The sequence below is a fragment of the Kitasatospora purpeofusca genome (assembly GCF_042691725.1).
In the GTDB taxonomy this organism is placed as follows: Bacteria; Actinomycetota; Actinomycetes; order Streptomycetales; family Streptomycetaceae; genus Kitasatospora; species Kitasatospora purpeofusca_B.
Genome location: NZ_CP170483.1, coordinates 4,903,799 through 4,919,563, shown reverse-complemented (window position 1 = coordinate 4,919,563; position 15,765 = coordinate 4,903,799). Strand labels below are relative to the sequence as shown.

Sequence of the window (15,765 nt, the reverse complement as noted above, 5' to 3'; positions counted from 1 at the left end):
CGTCACCCTCCCTTCGCTGGATTGCTGTCGCGGATCGGAGCCGAGGCCTGGGACGGCGGCCCGGCCTGCGACGGCGGCGCTGGCGTGCGCGCCGCGTGGGCGGCGATGCCCGGGGCGACCGAGCCGCCGCCCGCACCGCCCCCGCCCCCGCCGCCCGGCTGCGGGCCGCGGTCCCCGTGCGTGCTGATGCCCTGCCGCATGAAGTTCGCGGTCCCGTTGATCATCGCCGATCCGGCCGAGACCGCGCTCGCCCGGGCACTGCGCATGTTCATCATCTCGTCGCCGAAGCCCGGCACGAACCGGTACACGGCGGCGCTCGCGAAAATCGACAGGAACAGGATCGCCAGCCCCGACAGCACCCGGGCGAAGTCGTCGCTCGCCCCCGCCCCGGCCGACACCGCGCCGGCCAGCCCGAGGATGATCACGATGATCGGCTTCGCCAGGTCCACCGCCACCATCACCCCCGCCCAGCGGCGCACGTGCTTCCACAACTGCTTGTCCACCAGCCCCGCGTACACCGCCGTCCCCAGCAGCGCGCCCACGTACAGCATCGCCGCCCGGATCAACAGCTCGATCCAGAGCACCGCCGCCGCCAGCACCGCCACCAGCGAGGTGATGATCAGGATCAGCGGCCCGCCGCCGATGTCACCCTTCTCCAGGGTGTCCGCGAACCCGCCCAGGTACGTCCCGGTGTCCGACTTCGTCCCCACCGCGACCGCCTTGGTCAGCCCGTCGGTCGCGCTCACCACCGTGTACAGGATCAACGGCGTGAACGCCGACGCGACCACCGTCAGCCACAGGAACCCGATCGCCTCCGAGATCGCCGTCGCCAACGGCGCCCCGCGCACCGCCCGCTTGGTCACCGCGAGCAGCCAGAGCACCAGCGTGACGATCGTCGACGCGGCGAACACCACCGCGTACTGCTGCAGGAACGACGCATTGGTGAAGTCCACCTCCGTCGTCCCGTCGATCGCCCCCGACAGCTTCCGCACCACCCACGCCGCCGCCTGCGCACACCCCTTCGCCAACGACCCCAGCGGATCCGCCACCGTCCCCACCGTCCCACTCCCGGGGATGACCACGGCGCCGTTCGGGGCACAGCCCGCGTCGCTGCCGGGAATCGGAAGGTCCACCTTCTGGCAGGTCGCCGACGGGGACGGCGACGGCGACCCCGTCGGGGAAGGCTCCGCGAAGACGCGCTGCGCCGCGAGAAGCGCGCCGAGCTGAAGGGTCGCCAGCGCACCCGCCAATGTCCCGGCGCGGCGGACGGCGGGCCGCGGGGCACCCACGGAGGCGGCGCCCCGGCGTACGCCGCCGCGGGAGGCCGGTGGGGCGGTGGTCGGGTCAACGGGCATAGCGGAAACCCCCGAACTGCTGGACGGCGCCGGTGATCTCCTCGGCGGTGGCGGCCTGTTCATCACCCGGCATGGGGGCGGGCCCCTGCCGGCTCGTGTAGTCCGTGAGCTTCCAGTCGCTGCCAGTCCAGCGGAGGGAGAGGGTGAGCGTGAACCAGCTCGCCACCACCGGCAGCATGGAGCGCTCGCCGGCCAGGCCGGTCAGGCCGCTGCACCAGACCTCGACCTTGGTCTCGGCGTCGGTGTAACCGACCGACTTGGTGCCGACCGGGACGGTGCGGCTGACGAAGGTGAGGCCCTTGGGCGCGCGGCCCTGGGCGTCCAGGCCGTAGCGGGCCACGGTGTCCCCGCCGAACCCCTGGTCCAGGCGGGACTGGAGGGTCGGGGCGGCGGCGGGGTCGGCGATGGTGGTGACGATGGTGTGGCGGGTGTCGGTGCGGAACATGTCGGCGGAGCCGATGGCCACCGCGTAGTTGGCGGCGGCGGACTGGGCGCCCTGGTCGGTGTGCGGGAAGCCGGAGGCGATGCCGTTGACGGTGGCGGTGACGGGCTGGTCGCCGCTGGGGGCGGGGCCCGCGCCGGAGGCGGCGGTGGCGCCGGCCCGGTCGGCGGAACGGCCGGCGTTGCCGTTGCCAGGGGCGGGCTTGCCCCGGTTGGCGATCGAGATGGCCAGCACGAGCAGGGCGATGACCAGCACGACGGTCAGCAGGGTCCGCAGCGGGCGTGCCTGACGGAGGCTCGGCTGGGAGGAGGGCTGTTCGCCGACCGGCAGCCGCGTACGGGTGTGCGGCTGGTCGTCGGACAACGGCACGGCGGCCCTCCTGGTGCGGGGAGCCTGCTGGCGGCTCCGGGGGCCCCTCCGGCCGTGGGCGGGCGCGGAGGGGAGGGGTGATGGATGGATTCCCGGCGGGGCGCCGGACATTCACGGATGCCCGGACAGGAGGTCGGACGGTCAGACGATCGGACAGGTCCGCGGGCACGAGTGGCCCGCCGTCCACCGCCACGTCACGTCACGGTGGCCCGAAGAGCACCGAGAAGCACCGAAGAGCCCGAAGCATCCGAACTGCCGGGTCCGCCCCGACTGTCCGATCCACCCGAACTGTTCGATCCGCCCGAACTGTTCGACCGTCAGACCGCCATGCCGTACACAATGGTGAACAGAGTGCCGAGTGATCCAATGATGAACACGCCGGTCAGCCCGGCGATGATCAGCCCCTTGCCCTGTTCGGCGCCGAAGCTGTCGCGCATCGCGGTGGCGCCGATCCGCTGCTTGGCCGCGCCCCAGACGGCGATGCCGAGGCAGCCCAGGATGGCCACGGCCATGACGACCTCCACCATCACCCGGGCCTCCGACCCGAGACTCGCGAACGGGCCCCAGTCCGGGGCGATCCCGCCGATGATGGTGTCGATATTCGGCTTCTTTGGAGGGTCCTCGGCCAGGTGGCCGATCGCGATGCTGTGCACGCTGCTCTGGTTCATTTCCATCTCACCGCCCGATCAGGCAAATTCAAGGGCCCAGACCCCACCCGCGCGAAGGGTCAGTACCTATTCTTGGCCAGATCTGATGTCGACTTGGCTACTTCTCGCGGATTGGTCGTGAGGCATCGGACACGTACGCGAGGATGTCCACCGTACGAAGGATAGCGCTCACTCTTTGTATCTCTGATGATTGCGGTGAGCAACGCCTTCCGGGACACTTCGACTGACGATTCGTCGGGATGGTGCTGATGGTACTCCGGAAAGGTGGTACGGCCGCCGCTGCTGCGGGAGTTGTCCTCGCCGGCTTCGTCGGTCTGGTGACGCTCGGGACGTATGCGGCGAGCGGGACGCCACAGCAGCAGGGCAATGCCGCGGGGCTCTCCCCGGGAACCGTTCCGGCCGCGTACCAAGGGCCGATCGAACAGTGGGGACGGCTCTGCCCCGACCTCTCCCCCCCGTTGCTCGCCGCGCAGTTGTACCAGGAAAGCGGTTTCGACCCGCGGGCCCGTTCCGGCGTCGGGGCGGAGGGCCTGGCGCAGTTCATGCCGGGCACCTGGGCGTCGTACGGCACCGACGGCAACAACGACGGCCGGCGGGACCCCTGGGACCCGCTGGACGCCATCGCCTCGGCGGCCACCTTCGACTGCGCGCTCGCCAGGGACGTCTCCAAGGTGCCGGGCGACCGCCAGTCCAACATGCTGGCCGCCTACAACGCCGGCCCGGGCGCGGTGACGAAGTACCGGGGCGTGCCGCCGTACCGGGAGACCCAGGGGTACGTGCGCAACATCCTGGCGACGGCCCGCAGCTTCGCCGCACCGGCCGACCCGGCCGTCCCGGTGGAGGTCTCGGCGCAGTCGGCGGGCGCGATCTACTTCGCCCAGACCAAGCTCGGCACCCTGTACCTGTGGGGCGGCGAGGGGCTGAAGTCGCAGGGCGGGCGGTTCGACTGCTCCGGGCTCACCCGGGCCGCGTTCGAGAGCGTGGGCATCCTCCTGCCGCGGGTCGCCAACGACCAGTGGTACGCCGGGCCGCACCCGTCGCGCGACCAGCTGCGTCCGGGGGACCTGGTGTTCTGGGCGACCGACCTGACCGATCCGCGCAGCATCCACCACGTCGGCATCTACGTGGGCGGCGGGTACATGATCAACGCGCCGCACACCAACGCGGTGATCCGCTACGACAAGATCGACACCCGGGAGTACATCGGCGCCACCCGGGTCACCTCGGACGGCGCCCAGGCCCTGCCGACCCGCAACGACGACGGCGGGGTGATCGCCCCGAGCCGCCCCGGCGACCCGGCCCCGACGACGCCCGCCCCGACCGCCCCGGCCCCGACCCCGACCGCCCCGGCCCCGGCCCCGACCACCCCGGCGACACAGGCGGCCGTCCAGGCCGCCGCCCCCGGCCGGCCCACCGCCGGCGCCGTCGCGACCGGCGCCGGCACGGCAGGTCCAGGTCAACTACCCGCAAAGAACTGAACCCCGCCCGCCCGCCGGGTGTGCGCGCGGTGTGGACGCTGAGTCAAGTTTCGATAACCGCGCGTTTCCGTGGAACGCTGTACACCGGTGATGACGTTGTGTCCGATGGCTCCCCGTCAACCGCCCCGCGCCGGGCGGCCGGCGTGCGGGCCACGGAGCGACGACCAGGTGCAGCGGACCCAGAAGGAGGTGCGGCGTGTCGACGCCGCTTGCCGACACGACCAACCCCGACCTCGGCCTGCTCTACGCCGTCAACGGCCTGGCCCGACACGCCCCGGCCTCCGTGGACCACCTGGTGTCCTGGATCGGCGAGTACGGCATCCTGATCGGCCTCGCCCTGCTGGGCCTGGTGGGCTGGCTGCGGGCCCGGCGGCGCCCGGACGCCCCGGTGGCGGTCGCCGGGCTGCTCTGGGCCCCGCTCTCGGTCGCCATCGCCGAGCTGGCGAACCTGCCGATCTCGGCGATCGTGGACCGCCCCCGGCCCTTCGTGGACCACTCCGGCCTGGAGGTGCTGGTCGAGGGCAAGGCCGGCACGTACTCCTTCGTCAGCGACCACTCCACGATGTCGATGGGCATCGCGGTGGCGCTCTTCCTGGTCAACCGGCGGCTCGGCTGGATCGCCGGCGGCCTCGCCCTGCTGCAGGGCTTCTGCCGGATGTACATGGGCGTCCACTACCCGACCGACGTGATCGGCGGCTTCGCGCTGGCCACCGCGGTGGTGCTGCTGCTGGCGCCGATCGCGATGGCCGTGCTCGTCCCGCTCTGCCACGCGCTCGCCCGCACGCCGCTGGCCCCGCTGATCAGCGCCGGACGGGGCGCCGAACGGGGTTCCGGACCGGGCGGACGGGGCCGGCGCGGCGGCGGCGCCCGGGGCGCGGTCCGCACCGAGGAACAGCCGCGGGAGTCCGATCTGGCCGCGTGACGCGGGCACCCGGCGCGGGCACCTGACGCGCGCACCCGACGCGCGCGCACCCGACGCGGACGCCCGGTGTGAACGGCCTACCCCGGATCCGCCCCTTCGGCGGCGAGGTGGTCCTCCGCCTCGCGCCGGGTGAGGTCGCGCGAGCGCCGGGCCGGGGAGTACCAGCCGCAGGCGCAGGTCGCGTGGCAGAAGGAACCGCGTTCGCTGATCGCGACGCGGTGCTCGGGCATCGGGGTGGTGCCGGGAACGGCCGGCAGCTCACTGTGCACGGGCTTCACCGTAACGCGCCGGGGCACCGGTGCGCGACGCCTGTGACACGCGGGACGCCGCGTAACTCCTGGCGCCCCAACTCGTTTGCCCGGAAAGAGCTCTGCCCACCCGCTGATGGTGGCCGGCGGGGCAGTCGGGCCCGAGGGGGTTGTCGCGAGGATGAAGATGACCGACCAGCAGCGCACCGGCCGGACGGGCGGCCGCACCGAGCGGCGGGCGCGTCCGGCGGCGGGAGCCGCCCTGCTCGCCGCCGTGCTCGCCGGGGCGGCCGCCCTGGCCGGCTGCTCACCGGACGCCGCCGGCGGCGTGGACGCCGGCTCGGCCGACCAGCAGGCGAGCGGCGCCCCCGAGCAGCTCTCCGCCGACCCGCTGGCCGCGGTCCGCGGCGCCGCCGACATCACCGGCCGCTCGGGCTCGGCGCACGCCGTCACCGAGCTGGTGACCGAGTCCGCGGAGAAGAAGGCGGTCTTCACCGGCACCGGCGGCTACGACTACGTGAAGCGGATCGGCCGGCTGGAGGTGCAGGTGCCGCCGGGCGCCGCGACCACCGGCAAGATCGTCGAGGTGCTCCTGCCCGGCACGGTCTACCTGCAGAACAGCGGCGCCAAGGTGCCGGAGGGCAAGTGGGTCAAGCTGGACGTCCGCCAGCTGCCGGACGGCAACCTGGTCAGCGGCGGCGCCACCGACCCGTCGTCCGCCGCGGGTGCGCTGCGCGGCGCGCAGAAGGCCGAGCTCGTCGGCGCCGAGACCCTCGACGGGGTGGCGCTGAAGCACTACCGCGGCACCCTGGACCTCGCCAAGGCGGCCGACGCCACCGGCGGACGCGGCGGGGACGGCCTGCGGATGGGGGCGCAGACCTTCACCGTGAAGGAGGTCCCCTACGACGTCTGGCTGGACGACCAGGGCCGGCTGCACAAGGTGGTCGAGGTGTTCACCTTCGCCGGGGTGGCCGGTTCCAAGGAGGCGAAGGACCAGGTGAAGGTGGTCTCGACCACCACCCTGAGCGACTTCGGCGCGCCGGTGGAGGCCGCCGAGCCGCCGGCCGCGGACATCTTCGCGGTGAAGCCCACCGAGAGCCCGAAGTAGCGCGCCGCGGGGAGCCGGCCCGGACGCCGCGGGCGCGGGCCCGCGGGGAGGCCGCCGGTCCGGGTGGGCCCGGACGCCCCCGGGCCCACCCGTTTCGGCGGCGCCGAGATGGCCCGTCCGTGCCATGTGGACGGGCTCCGAAGTGCCTAGGCTGGATGTCGGGTGGCTGCCGCCCGGGCTGGCGAGGCGCTGAAGGGGTGGTGCAGGTGATGGCGTCCACGGGCGGCCGCAGCGGCGGGCACGACGACGCGGCCCTCGACGAGATCGAGCTGGCCGGTGAGCTGATGATCGCCGCCACGGCCAGCAGCGGCGACCGGCTGCCGACCGAGCGGATCGACGAGGTGCTGCTCGACCGGACCGACGGCGGTCCGGCCGCCGGTCCCGCCCGGGACCCGCAGGACCGGGAGGGCCCGGAGGGCTAGCGCCCGGACGGGCGGGCCGGTGCCGGGGTCAGCTGCGCAGCAGCCGGCCGATCGCCGCGGTGGCCTCGGCGACCTTGGCGTCCAGCTCGGTGCCGCCCTCCTCGGCGGCGGACGCGACGCAGTGCCGCAGGTGCTCCTCCAGCAGCGACAGCGCGAAGGACTGCAGGGCCTTGGTGCCGGCCGAGACCTGGGTGAGCACGTCGATGCAGTAGACGTCCTCGTCGACCATCCGCTGGAGGCCGCGGATCTGGCCCTCGATCCGGCGCAGCCGCTTGAGGTGCGCGTCCTTCTGCCCGCTGTACCCGTGCGGGCCGTGGGCGGTGGGGGCGGTCTCGGCGCCCGGGGTCCCGGGTGCGGCGTGCTCGCCGTGCGGTTCCGCCCCGGGCGCCTGCTCCGGCTCGGTGCGCGCTTGCGTGGTGGTCATCGGCCCGCCTTCGTCTGAGTGCCTGGTGGCTGCGTCGGCCTCCAGTGTCCAACACCAGGGCCCGTCGTGGTGTTCCTCCGGCACGGCCGACCGGCCGCGGACGCGTCCGGACGGGGTTCCCCCGTCCGGGGAACACCCCGCTCTTCCCGCCGCACGGCAGGGGCGATCCGGGCGAGGTTCCGTCAGACTGGGGGCTCGTGACCGCACCTGTGGTGCGGATCGGAGCCACTGCTGCGGCAGCAGAACGGAAGGGGAGGTTCCGGCTCCTCTTCGAGCACCCCGTTTGCGCCACGGCGCCCGGTTGCCCCTAGCATCGTTCAGTCCCCTACCCCGCACATCGGAGATTTCCGTGCGTTTTAGCCTGACCCCGAAGGAGACGAGCTTCTACGACATGTTCGCCGCAGCCGCGGAGAACCTGGTCGTCGGCTCCAAGCTCCTGCTGGAACTGCTGGGATCAGACGTGTCGGCCCGCGCGGAGATCGTCGAGCGCATGCGCGCCGCCGAGCACGCCGGAGACGACACCACCCATGCGATCTTCCACCAGCTGAACTCGTCCTTCATCACGCCCTTCGACCGCGAGGACATCTACAACCTCGCCTCGTCGCTGGACGACATCATGGACTTCATGGAGGAGGCCGTCGACCTGGTCGTCCTCTACGACATCCAGACCCTGCCGAAGGGCATCGAGCAGCAGATCGAGGTCCTGGCCCGCGCCGCCGAGCTGACCGCCGAGGCCATGCCGAACCTGCGCAGCATGTCCAACCTGACCGAGTACTGGATCGAGGTCAACCGGCTGGAGAACCAGGCCGACCAGATCCACCGCAAGCTGCTCGCCCACCTCTTCTCCGGCCAGTACGAAGCGATCGAGGTGCTCAAGCTCAAGCAGGTCGTGGACGTCCTCGAACAGGCCGCGGACGCCTTCGAGCACGTCGCCAACACGGTGGAGACCATCGCGGTCAAGGAGTCCTGACCCCCGTGGACATGGCAGCACTCATCGCCGTCGTCGGCGTCGCCTTCTTCTTCACCTACACCAACGGCTTCCACGACTCGGCCAACGCGATCGCCACCTCGGTCTCCACCCGGGCGCTGACGCCCCGGGCGGCGCTGGCGATGGCCGCGGTGATGAACCTGGCGGGCGCCTTCCTGGGCAGCGGGGTGGCGCACACCGTCTCGCAGGGCATCATCGAGACCCCGACCGGCGACCAGGGCATGGTGATCCTGTTCGCCGCGCTGGTCGGCGCCATCGCCTGGAACCTGGTCACCTGGTACTTCGGCCTGCCGTCCTCCTCCTCGCACGCGCTGTTCGGCGGCATGGTGGGAGCCGCGCTGGCCGGCGGCACCGAGGTGATCTGGAGCGGCGTCATCGACAAGATCATCATTCCGATGATCGTCTCGCCCGTGGTCGGTCTGGTCGGCGGCTTCCTGGTGATGCTGGCGATCCTCTGGATCTTCCGGCGGGCCAACCCTCACCGGGCCAAGCGCAACTTCCGGGTCGCCCAGACGGCCTCGGCCGCCGCGATGGCACTCGCGCATGGCCTGCAGGACGCGCAGAAGACCATGGGCATCGTGGTGCTGGCCCTCGTCATCTCGGGCCACGAGAACCCCGGGGACCCGATCCCGGTCTGGGTGAAGATCTCCTGCGCGACCATGCTCTCGCTGGGCACCTACGCGGGCGGCTGGCGGATCATGCGGACCCTGGGCCGGAAGATCATCGAGCTGGACCCGCCGCAGGGCTTCGCCGCCGAGGCCACCGCCTCGGCCGTCATGTACATCACCTCGTTCGTCTTCAAGGCGCCGATCTCCACCACCCATGTGATCACCTCGGCGATCATGGGCGCCGGGGCCACCAAGCGGCTCCGCGCGGTGCGCTGGGGCGTCGCCAAGAACATCGTGCTCGGCTGGTTCATCACGATGCCGGCGGCCGGCCTCGTCGCGGCGCTGGTGTACTGGTTCGTCCACCTGTTCTGGGGCTGACGCCCGAACCGTCCGGACGCGACAGGGCCCGCCCCCCACATCTCGGGGGGCGGGCCCTTTTCAGCTCCGCGGCGGCACCGCCATGCAGCACCGCGAAGCAGCTTGTGAAGCGCCGCCCGCGGGTCGGGCGGACCGATCAGCCGAAGCGGCCGGAGATGTAGTCCTCGGTCGCCTGCACGGACGGGTTGGAGAAGATCCGCTGGGTGTCGTCCAGCTCGATCAGCTTGCCCGGCTGGCCGACGCCGGCCAGGTTGAAGAAGGCGGTGCGGTCGCTGACGCGGGCCGCCTGCTGCATGTTGTGCGTCACGATGACGATCGTGAACTGGGACTTCAGCTCGCCGATCAGGTCCTCGATGGCCAGGGTGGAGATCGGGTCGAGGGCGGAGCAGGGCTCGTCCATCAGCAGGACCTGCGGCTCGACCGCGATGGCGCGGGCGATGCACAGGCGCTGCTGCTGACCGCCGGAGAGGCCGGCGCCCGGCTTGTTCAGCCGGTCCTTGACCTCGTTCCAGAGGTTGGCGCCCTTGAGCGACTTCTCCACCACGTCGTCCAGCACGGACTTCTTGCGCACACCCGCGAGCTTCAGCCCGGCGACCACGTTGTCGTAGATCGACATGGTCGGGAACGGGTTCGGGCGCTGGAAGACCATGCCGACCGAGCGGCGCACGGCGACCGGGTCGACGGCGGAGCCGTACAGGTTCTCGTCGTCCAGGAGCACCTTGCCCTCGACGCGGGCGCCGGGGATCACCTCGTGCATCCGGTTGAGGGTCCGCAGGAAGGTGGACTTGCCGCAGCCGGAGGGGCCGATGAAGGCCGTCACCGAGCGGGGTTCGATGGCCATCGAGATGTCTTCGATGGCCTTGGTGGAGCCGTAGTAGGCGGACAGTCCGCTGACGTCGATGCGCTTGGCCATGATCGTTCGTCTTCTCTCAGTCTTCGTCGTACGTCAGTCGGTCGCTCAGTGTCCGGCCTTGGGCGAGCGCCACCGGGCGATGCCGCGGGCGATGAGGTTGAGCCCCATCACGAAGGCGATCAGCACGAGCGCGGCACCCCAGGCGCGGGCGTAGCCGTAGTCGTTGTTCACCACGGCGTACTGCTGCCAGATGTACATCGGCAGCGACTGCTGCGGTCCGTCGAACGGGTTGTTGTTGATGTAGGCGGCGCCGAAGACCAGCATCATCACCGGGGCGGTCTCACCCGTGATGCGGGCGACCGCGAGCATCACACCGGTGGTGATGCCGCCGATGGCGGTGGGGAGGACGATCCGCAGGATGGTCTTCCACTTCGGCACGCCGAGCGCGTACGACGCCTCGCGCAGCTCGTTCGGGACGAGCTTGAGCATCTCCTCGGTGGAGCGGACCACGACCGGCATCATCAGGATCGCCAGCGCGAGGCTGCCCGAGAAGCCGGAGTAGTTGAAGCCGAGGGCGATGTTCCACAAGGACAGGACGAACAGACCGGCGACGATCGACGGGACACCCGTCATGACGTCGACGAAGAAGGTGACCGCCTTGGCGAGCGTGCCGCGGCCGTACTCGACCAGGTAGACGGCGGTCAGCAGACCGATCGGGGCGGCCATCAGGGTGGCCAGCAGGACCTGCTCCAGGGTGCCGATCAGCGCGTGGTAGATACCGCCGCCGGGACCGGCCGAGCGCACGCCCATCATGGAGTGCGTCAGGAAGTTGCCGTCCACCACGCCGATGCCCTGCTGGACCGTGTAGACGGTCAGCGCGAGCAGCGGGATGACGGCCAGGATGAACGCGACCCAGACCGCCGAGGTGGCGAACCGGTCCTTGGCCTGCCGGCGGCCCTCGACCTGGGCCGCGAGCGCGTAGCTGATCACCAGGAACAGGGCCGCGGAGATCAGGCCCCACTGGAGCTTGCTCTCCAGGCCGCCGACCAGGCCGATGCCGCAGCCGAGGGCGATCGAGCCCACGGCCACGCCGGCCGGGGCCCACTTGGGCAGCCGGTTGGCGGTCAGCGGGCGGCCCAGCGGGCGGGCGTCCGCCGGAACCGACGTCGTAGCAGCGCTCATGCGTTGGCCCCCGAGTACTCCTTGCGGCGGGCGACGATCAGCCGCGCGGCACCGTTCACCAACAGGGTGATCACGAACAGGACGAGGCCGGAGGCCATCAGCGCGTCCCGGCCGTAGGGCTGGGCCTCGTTGAACTTCAGCGCGATGTTCTGCGCGAAGGTACCGCCACCCGGGTCGAGCACGTGCAGCGAGAGGACGTTGCTGGAGGAGAGCACGACGGCGACCGCGATGGTCTCGCCGAGCGCGCGGCCGAGGCCGAGCATCGAGGCCGAGATGATGCCGGGGCGGCCGAACGGCAGCACCGCGGTGCGGATCATCTCCCAGCGGGTCGCGCCGAGCGCGAGCGCCGCCTCCTCGTGCATCCGCGGCGCCTGCCGGAAGACCTCACGGCTGACCGCGGTGATGATCGGCAGGATCATGATCGCCAGCAGGATGCCGACCGTGAACAGGTTGCGCGGCGGGGTGCCGGTCCGGGACTGGTCGAAGATGTACGTCCAGCCGAGGTACTCGTCCAGCCAGCTGTTCAGGCCACCGAGGTGCGGCACCAGGAAGAGCGCGCCCCACAGGCCGTAGATGATGCTGGGCACGGCCGCCAGCAGGTCCACCAGGTAGGCGAACGGCTGGGCGATCCGGCGCGGTGCGTAGTGGGAGATGAAGAGCGCGATCCCGATGGCCACCGGGACGGCGATCACCATCGCGATCAGCGCGCTGACGATGGTGCCGAACGCCAGGACGGCGATGCCGAAGACCGGCTTCGGGGCGTCCGGCGTCCACTCGAAGGTGGTGAGGAAGTTGCCCTCGTTCTTGCTCAGGGCGACGCCCGAGCGCCAGGTCAGGAAGCCGGCGATGGCGGCCATGACCACCAGCAGCAGGATGCCCGACCCGCGGGACAGGTTCATGAAGATCTTGTCGCCGACCCGGCTGTCGCGCTGGCGGCGTTCCCTGCCTCGCGGGGCGGCAGGGGTGGATGAAGTCATTGGTCTACTCCGGTCTGGTGGTGCGGCCCCGAGGGGGCGGCACCCTGGCGGCGGTGCCCCGGACGTGGTGCGTTTCTTCGGTGCTTCCCGCGGGGGCGGCCCCGGCCCCCCTCGTTCACGGGGCCGCCCCAGCGGAGGTCCTAGCGGGTCAGGCGAGCGTGCCGATGACGGTGTTCACCTTCTCGGTCAGCGACTTCGGCAGCGGGACGTAGCCCGCGTCGCCGATCGCCTTCTGGCCCGCGTCGCTGGCGGTGTAGGCCAGGAAGGCCTTCAGGGTGTCGAGGGTGTCGGCCTTGTTGCCCTTGTCGCAGGCGATCTCGTAGGTGACCAGGACGATCGGGTAGGAGCCCTCGTCCTTGGTCGCGTAGTCGAGGGTCAGCGCCAGGTCGCTGCTGTTGGTGCCGGCGATCTGCGCCTTGGCGAAGGTGTTCGCGGCGTTGGCGGCGGTGGCCTCGACCGGCTTGGAGGCGCCGGTCGCGATCGCGGCGCTCTTCAGGTTGTTGGTCTGGGCGAAGGACAGCTCGGCGTAGCTGATCGAGTTCTTGACCTGCTTCACCTGGGCCGAGACACCGGCCGATCCGTTGGCGCCCTGGCCGCCCTTGCCCGCCCAGGCCTTGCTGGCCGGGTAGGCCCAGGCGCCGCCCGAGGTCTTGGCGAGGTACTTGGTCAGGTTCTCGGTGGTGCCCGAGTCCTCGGTGCGGTGGAAGGCCTGGATGTCGGCGTCCGGCAGCTTGGCCGTCGGGTTCAGGGCCGCGATCGCCGGGTCGTTCCACTTGGTGATCTGCGAGTCGAAGATCTTCGCGATGGTCGGGCCGTCCAGGACCAGGTTGTCCACGCCGTCCACGTTGTAGACGATCGAGACCAGGCCGGCGACGAGCGGCAGGTTGATGCCCTGGCCACCGGTGCAGACGGCCTTGCTCGCGTCGACCTCGGCCGGCTTCAGCGCCGAGTCCGAACCGGCGAACTGGACCTTGCCCTGGTTGAACTGCTGGACACCGGCGCCGGAGCCGCCGCCACCGTAGTTGACGGTGGCACCCTTGCAGGCCGCCTCGAAGTTGTTCTTCAGGATGTCGATCGCGTTGCCCTGGGCGGTGGAGCCCGCGGCAACCAGCGCGGTGGGCTTGGAGCCACAGTTGATCGCGGCGGGAGCGGCGGCGGAGCCGGAGCCCGACGGGGCGGCGGCGTTGTTGTTGTTATCGTCCGAGCCGCAGGCGGCGAGCGACAGCGAGCTGACGAGCGCCATGGCACCGATCGCGAGGGCCTTGGAGCGGCCGTTCCGCTGGAGCTTCACAGGGTGTCCCTTTCTGTGGCATTGCCCGGCGCGCAGACCCTGTCGGGCAAGGCGGAGCGCGGGTTTTGCTGAGGTCCGGGGCCCGTTCGGCCCGCCGGTGGTACCGAAGTTAGGCCGGGTAGGTGACGCGTCAGCCGGTCGTAAGTGAACGGGGAGTGAACCTCGAACGGATGACAGGAAACTACGTCAGGTAGTAACGGTTGCGTCACGGCAAGGGCGCGGGAAGATCACTTCCACTGTTCCTTCACGCCTCCGGGCCCCGCGACCGCACTGGCCTGGCCTCCAGCAGCTCCAGCAGGGCGTCGACCAGCCGCCGGTCCTGCTCCCGGCTCAGCCGCGCCCGCGCCTTCCCCGCCGGCAGCCACTCCAGGCGGTCCACCTCCCGGTTGGGCCGGAACTCCCCCGCCGTCGGCACCGCCGCCCAGTACCGGACCTCCTTCGGCCGGCCCTGCGCCAGGTAGTGCTGGGTCGGCAGCTCCGCCCCCAGCACGCAGCAGAACCCCGTCTCCTCCCGCACCTCGCGCAGCGCCGCCTCCACCACGCCCTCACCCGGGTGCAGCTTCCCCTTCGGCAGGCTCCAGTCGTCGTACTTCGGCCGGTGGATCACCGCGATCCGCGGCCGGCCCAGCCGGCCGCTCTTCTTCGGGCGGCCCGGCAGCCAGAGCACCGCCCCCGCCGCCAGCACCACCCGCCCGCCGGAAACCGTCCGGTCGCACGCCCCCTGCCCGGACCACGGCCGGCCGACGGGTCTCGATCCGGCCCGCCCACCGTCCTCCGGCCCCCGCCGCCCGCCCACCTCAGGCCGTCCGGGATTCCGCCGCCGCCCCCCAGCCCTCGGCCGGCGGCAGGTCCAGCCACGCCTCCGAGCCCGGCGGCAGCTCCGGCCACCGCCGCCCGAAGGCGTACCGCGCCGCCTCCACCTCCAGCCGCTGGTCGGCGTGCACCACGCCCAGCACGTACGCCGTCGCCGGGGTGATCCGCGGCGTGCGCGCCGCCGTCGCCGCCGTCACCGCCGCCTCCGACGCCTCCTGGTGGCGCAGCAGCACCAGGTCCAGCTCGTCCAGCACCGCCGACGGCCGCCCGCACACCTCCAGCGCGTACCGGGCCCGCTTCACCAGCACCCGCGTCCGGTGCCACGGCGCGTCGTCCGCCGCCAGCGCCGCGTCCGCGTCCAGCGCGCCCCGCGCACCCGGCACCGACCCCAGCCGGCGCAGCCCGTCCCCGCCGTACGGCGTCGCCGTCCGCTGCAACGGCAGCTGCTGGGCGCTCGCCGCCAGCGCCCCGAACGCGGCCGCCGCCTGCGGCACCAGCACCGCGCCCGCCCGGTCGTCCGCCGAGGCCGCCAGCGGCGCCTCCGCCACCAGCAGCGTCATCCGGTCCGCCAGGGCGTGCAGCCGCGCCGAGCGCAGCTCCTGCAGCACCGTGGAGTGCGCCCTGGTCCGGGCCAGGGTCAGCTGCCGGTCCAGCAGCGCCCGCGCCTTCGGCGCCCCCGCGTGGCCGGCCAGCATGCCCGGCCCCTCCGCCTCGCTCCCGCTCAGCCCGTCCAGCGCGCCCAGCAGCCGGGCCGACCGCCGCACGTACCCCGGCTCCAGCGCCAGCAGGTTCAGCAGCCAGGCCAGCTCGGTCCGCGACTCCTGCCCCCAGAGCGGCTCGAAGGAGGCGGAGAAGGTGTTCAGCAGCCCGTTGATCCGCCGCACCGCCCGCAGCAGATCCGCCGTGCCCTCCGACGGGACGACGGACGCACCCGGTCTCGCACCGACCTCGCCCACCGCCAGCGGCAGAGCGCGCAGGAAGGCGCTCGCCAGGGCGGTGAGATGGCTGGAGAGGATGTCCCCGGCGGTCGCGGTGGAGGCCGCCCGGGCCGTCATCGGCGCATCGGTCATGGCTAGGTAGATCCCCGTTCCCCCGGGGCCGTCCCCGGGGCTGGTGGCCGACCGCTCAGCGGGTCCCTACCGCTCAGCGGCTCGCGTCGGTGGGTCGCGCGGTCGCGTCGTCGAGTCTCGTGCCGCCGTGTCCCCCGGCGGCGGGGCCCGCACCGTTCGGTAGGGTGCG

The 15,765-nt window shown here is 72.1% G+C and carries 16 protein-coding genes and 1 pseudogene; 6 read left to right on the top strand and 11 right to left on the bottom strand.

Going from position 1 to position 15,765, the window contains the following annotated elements; all coding sequences use genetic code 11:
- Positions 1-2: 2 nt before the first annotated feature.
- The 3 genes from ACFCLZ_RS20900 to ACFCLZ_RS20890 form a co-directional block, all read right to left on the bottom strand.
- Positions 3-1,049: a hypothetical protein gene (locus ACFCLZ_RS20900; protein WP_380278147.1), complete on the bottom strand. Its 1,047-nt coding sequence runs from the start codon at positions 1,047-1,049 to the stop codon at positions 3-5.
- Between the two features lie 295 nt (positions 1,050-1,344).
- Positions 1,345-2,166 (bottom strand): hypothetical protein, encoded by an 822-nt coding sequence (locus ACFCLZ_RS20895; protein WP_380278146.1) that lies wholly within the window; start codon positions 2,164-2,166, stop codon positions 1,345-1,347.
- 317 nt (positions 2,167-2,483) lie between these two features.
- Positions 2,484-2,834 carry a hypothetical protein gene (locus ACFCLZ_RS20890; protein WP_380278145.1) on the bottom strand — a complete coding sequence of 117 codons (351 nt, stop codon included), beginning with the start codon at positions 2,832-2,834 and terminating at the stop codon, positions 2,484-2,486.
- Between the two features lie 248 nt (positions 2,835-3,082).
- On the opposite strand from ACFCLZ_RS20890, the pseudogene ACFCLZ_RS20885 reads away from it, so the two are divergent.
- Positions 3,083-4,090 (top strand): annotated as a pseudogene (locus tag ACFCLZ_RS20885) (NlpC/P60 family protein); the annotation flags it as partial.
- 418 nt (positions 4,091-4,508) lie between these two features.
- A complete protein-coding gene (locus ACFCLZ_RS20880; RefSeq protein ID WP_380278143.1) occupies positions 4,509-5,234 on the top strand; it encodes a phosphatase PAP2 family protein in 726 nt (241 codons plus the stop codon).
- A gap of 77 nt (positions 5,235-5,311) precedes the next feature.
- Here the strand turns inward: ACFCLZ_RS20880 and ACFCLZ_RS20875 are convergent, their stop codons facing one another.
- Complete coding sequence (locus ACFCLZ_RS20875) at positions 5,312-5,503, bottom strand: hypothetical protein (protein ID WP_380278142.1); 192 nt, start codon at positions 5,501-5,503, stop codon at positions 5,312-5,314.
- Positions 5,504-5,669: 166 nt separating this feature from the next.
- On the opposite strand from ACFCLZ_RS20875, the gene ACFCLZ_RS20870 reads away from it, so the two are divergent.
- Complete coding sequence (locus ACFCLZ_RS20870) at positions 5,670-6,590, top strand: hypothetical protein (RefSeq protein ID WP_380278140.1); 921 nt, start codon at positions 5,670-5,672, stop codon at positions 6,588-6,590.
- A 209-nt stretch (positions 6,591-6,799) separates the two neighbouring features.
- Entirely contained in the window at positions 6,800-7,012 is a 213-nt protein-coding gene (locus ACFCLZ_RS20865; RefSeq protein WP_380278138.1) for a hypothetical protein, read from the top strand.
- Positions 7,013-7,040: 28 nt separating this feature from the next.
- Here the strand turns inward: ACFCLZ_RS20865 and ACFCLZ_RS20860 are convergent, their stop codons facing one another.
- Positions 7,041-7,436: a metal-sensitive transcriptional regulator gene (locus tag ACFCLZ_RS20860; RefSeq protein ID WP_380278137.1), complete on the bottom strand. Its 396-nt coding sequence runs from the start codon at positions 7,434-7,436 to the stop codon at positions 7,041-7,043.
- A 349-nt stretch (positions 7,437-7,785) separates the two neighbouring features.
- Between ACFCLZ_RS20860 and ACFCLZ_RS20855 the strand changes: the two genes are divergently transcribed.
- Both ACFCLZ_RS20855 and ACFCLZ_RS20850 read left to right on the top strand, forming a co-directional pair.
- Positions 7,786-8,406 (top strand): DUF47 domain-containing protein, encoded by a 621-nt coding sequence (locus ACFCLZ_RS20855; protein ID WP_030312623.1) that lies wholly within the window; start codon positions 7,786-7,788, stop codon positions 8,404-8,406.
- A gap of 5 nt (positions 8,407-8,411) precedes the next feature.
- Positions 8,412-9,410 (top strand): anion permease, encoded by a 999-nt coding sequence (locus ACFCLZ_RS20850; RefSeq protein ID WP_380278135.1) that lies wholly within the window; start codon positions 8,412-8,414, stop codon positions 9,408-9,410.
- Positions 9,411-9,546: 136 nt separating this feature from the next.
- Here ACFCLZ_RS20850 and pstB read toward each other — a convergent pair whose 3' ends face one another.
- From pstB to ACFCLZ_RS20820, 6 genes are all read right to left on the bottom strand, one after another.
- Positions 9,547-10,323: a phosphate ABC transporter ATP-binding protein PstB gene (gene pstB, locus ACFCLZ_RS20845; RefSeq protein ID WP_380278133.1), complete on the bottom strand. Its 777-nt coding sequence runs from the start codon at positions 10,321-10,323 to the stop codon at positions 9,547-9,549.
- A gap of 45 nt (positions 10,324-10,368) precedes the next feature.
- A complete protein-coding gene (gene pstA, locus ACFCLZ_RS20840) occupies positions 10,369-11,445 on the bottom strand; it encodes a phosphate ABC transporter permease PstA (RefSeq protein WP_380278131.1) in 1,077 nt (358 codons plus the stop codon).
- Entirely contained in the window at positions 11,442-12,422 is a 981-nt protein-coding gene (gene pstC / locus ACFCLZ_RS20835) for a phosphate ABC transporter permease subunit PstC (protein ID WP_380278129.1), read from the bottom strand. Before pstC ends, pstA begins: the two co-directional genes overlap by 4 nt.
- Before the next feature lie 148 nt (positions 12,423-12,570).
- Complete coding sequence (gene pstS, locus ACFCLZ_RS20830; RefSeq protein ID WP_380278127.1) at positions 12,571-13,713, bottom strand: phosphate ABC transporter substrate-binding protein PstS; 1,143 nt, start codon at positions 13,711-13,713, stop codon at positions 12,571-12,573.
- A gap of 244 nt (positions 13,714-13,957) precedes the next feature.
- Complete coding sequence (locus ACFCLZ_RS20825) at positions 13,958-14,401, bottom strand: NUDIX hydrolase (RefSeq protein WP_380278125.1); 444 nt, start codon at positions 14,399-14,401, stop codon at positions 13,958-13,960.
- Between the two features lie 109 nt (positions 14,402-14,510).
- Positions 14,511-15,596, bottom strand: a complete 1,086-nt coding sequence (locus ACFCLZ_RS20820) for a CHAD domain-containing protein (protein WP_380278123.1) — start codon at positions 15,594-15,596, stop codon at positions 14,511-14,513.
- Positions 15,597-15,765 lie beyond the last annotated feature (169 nt).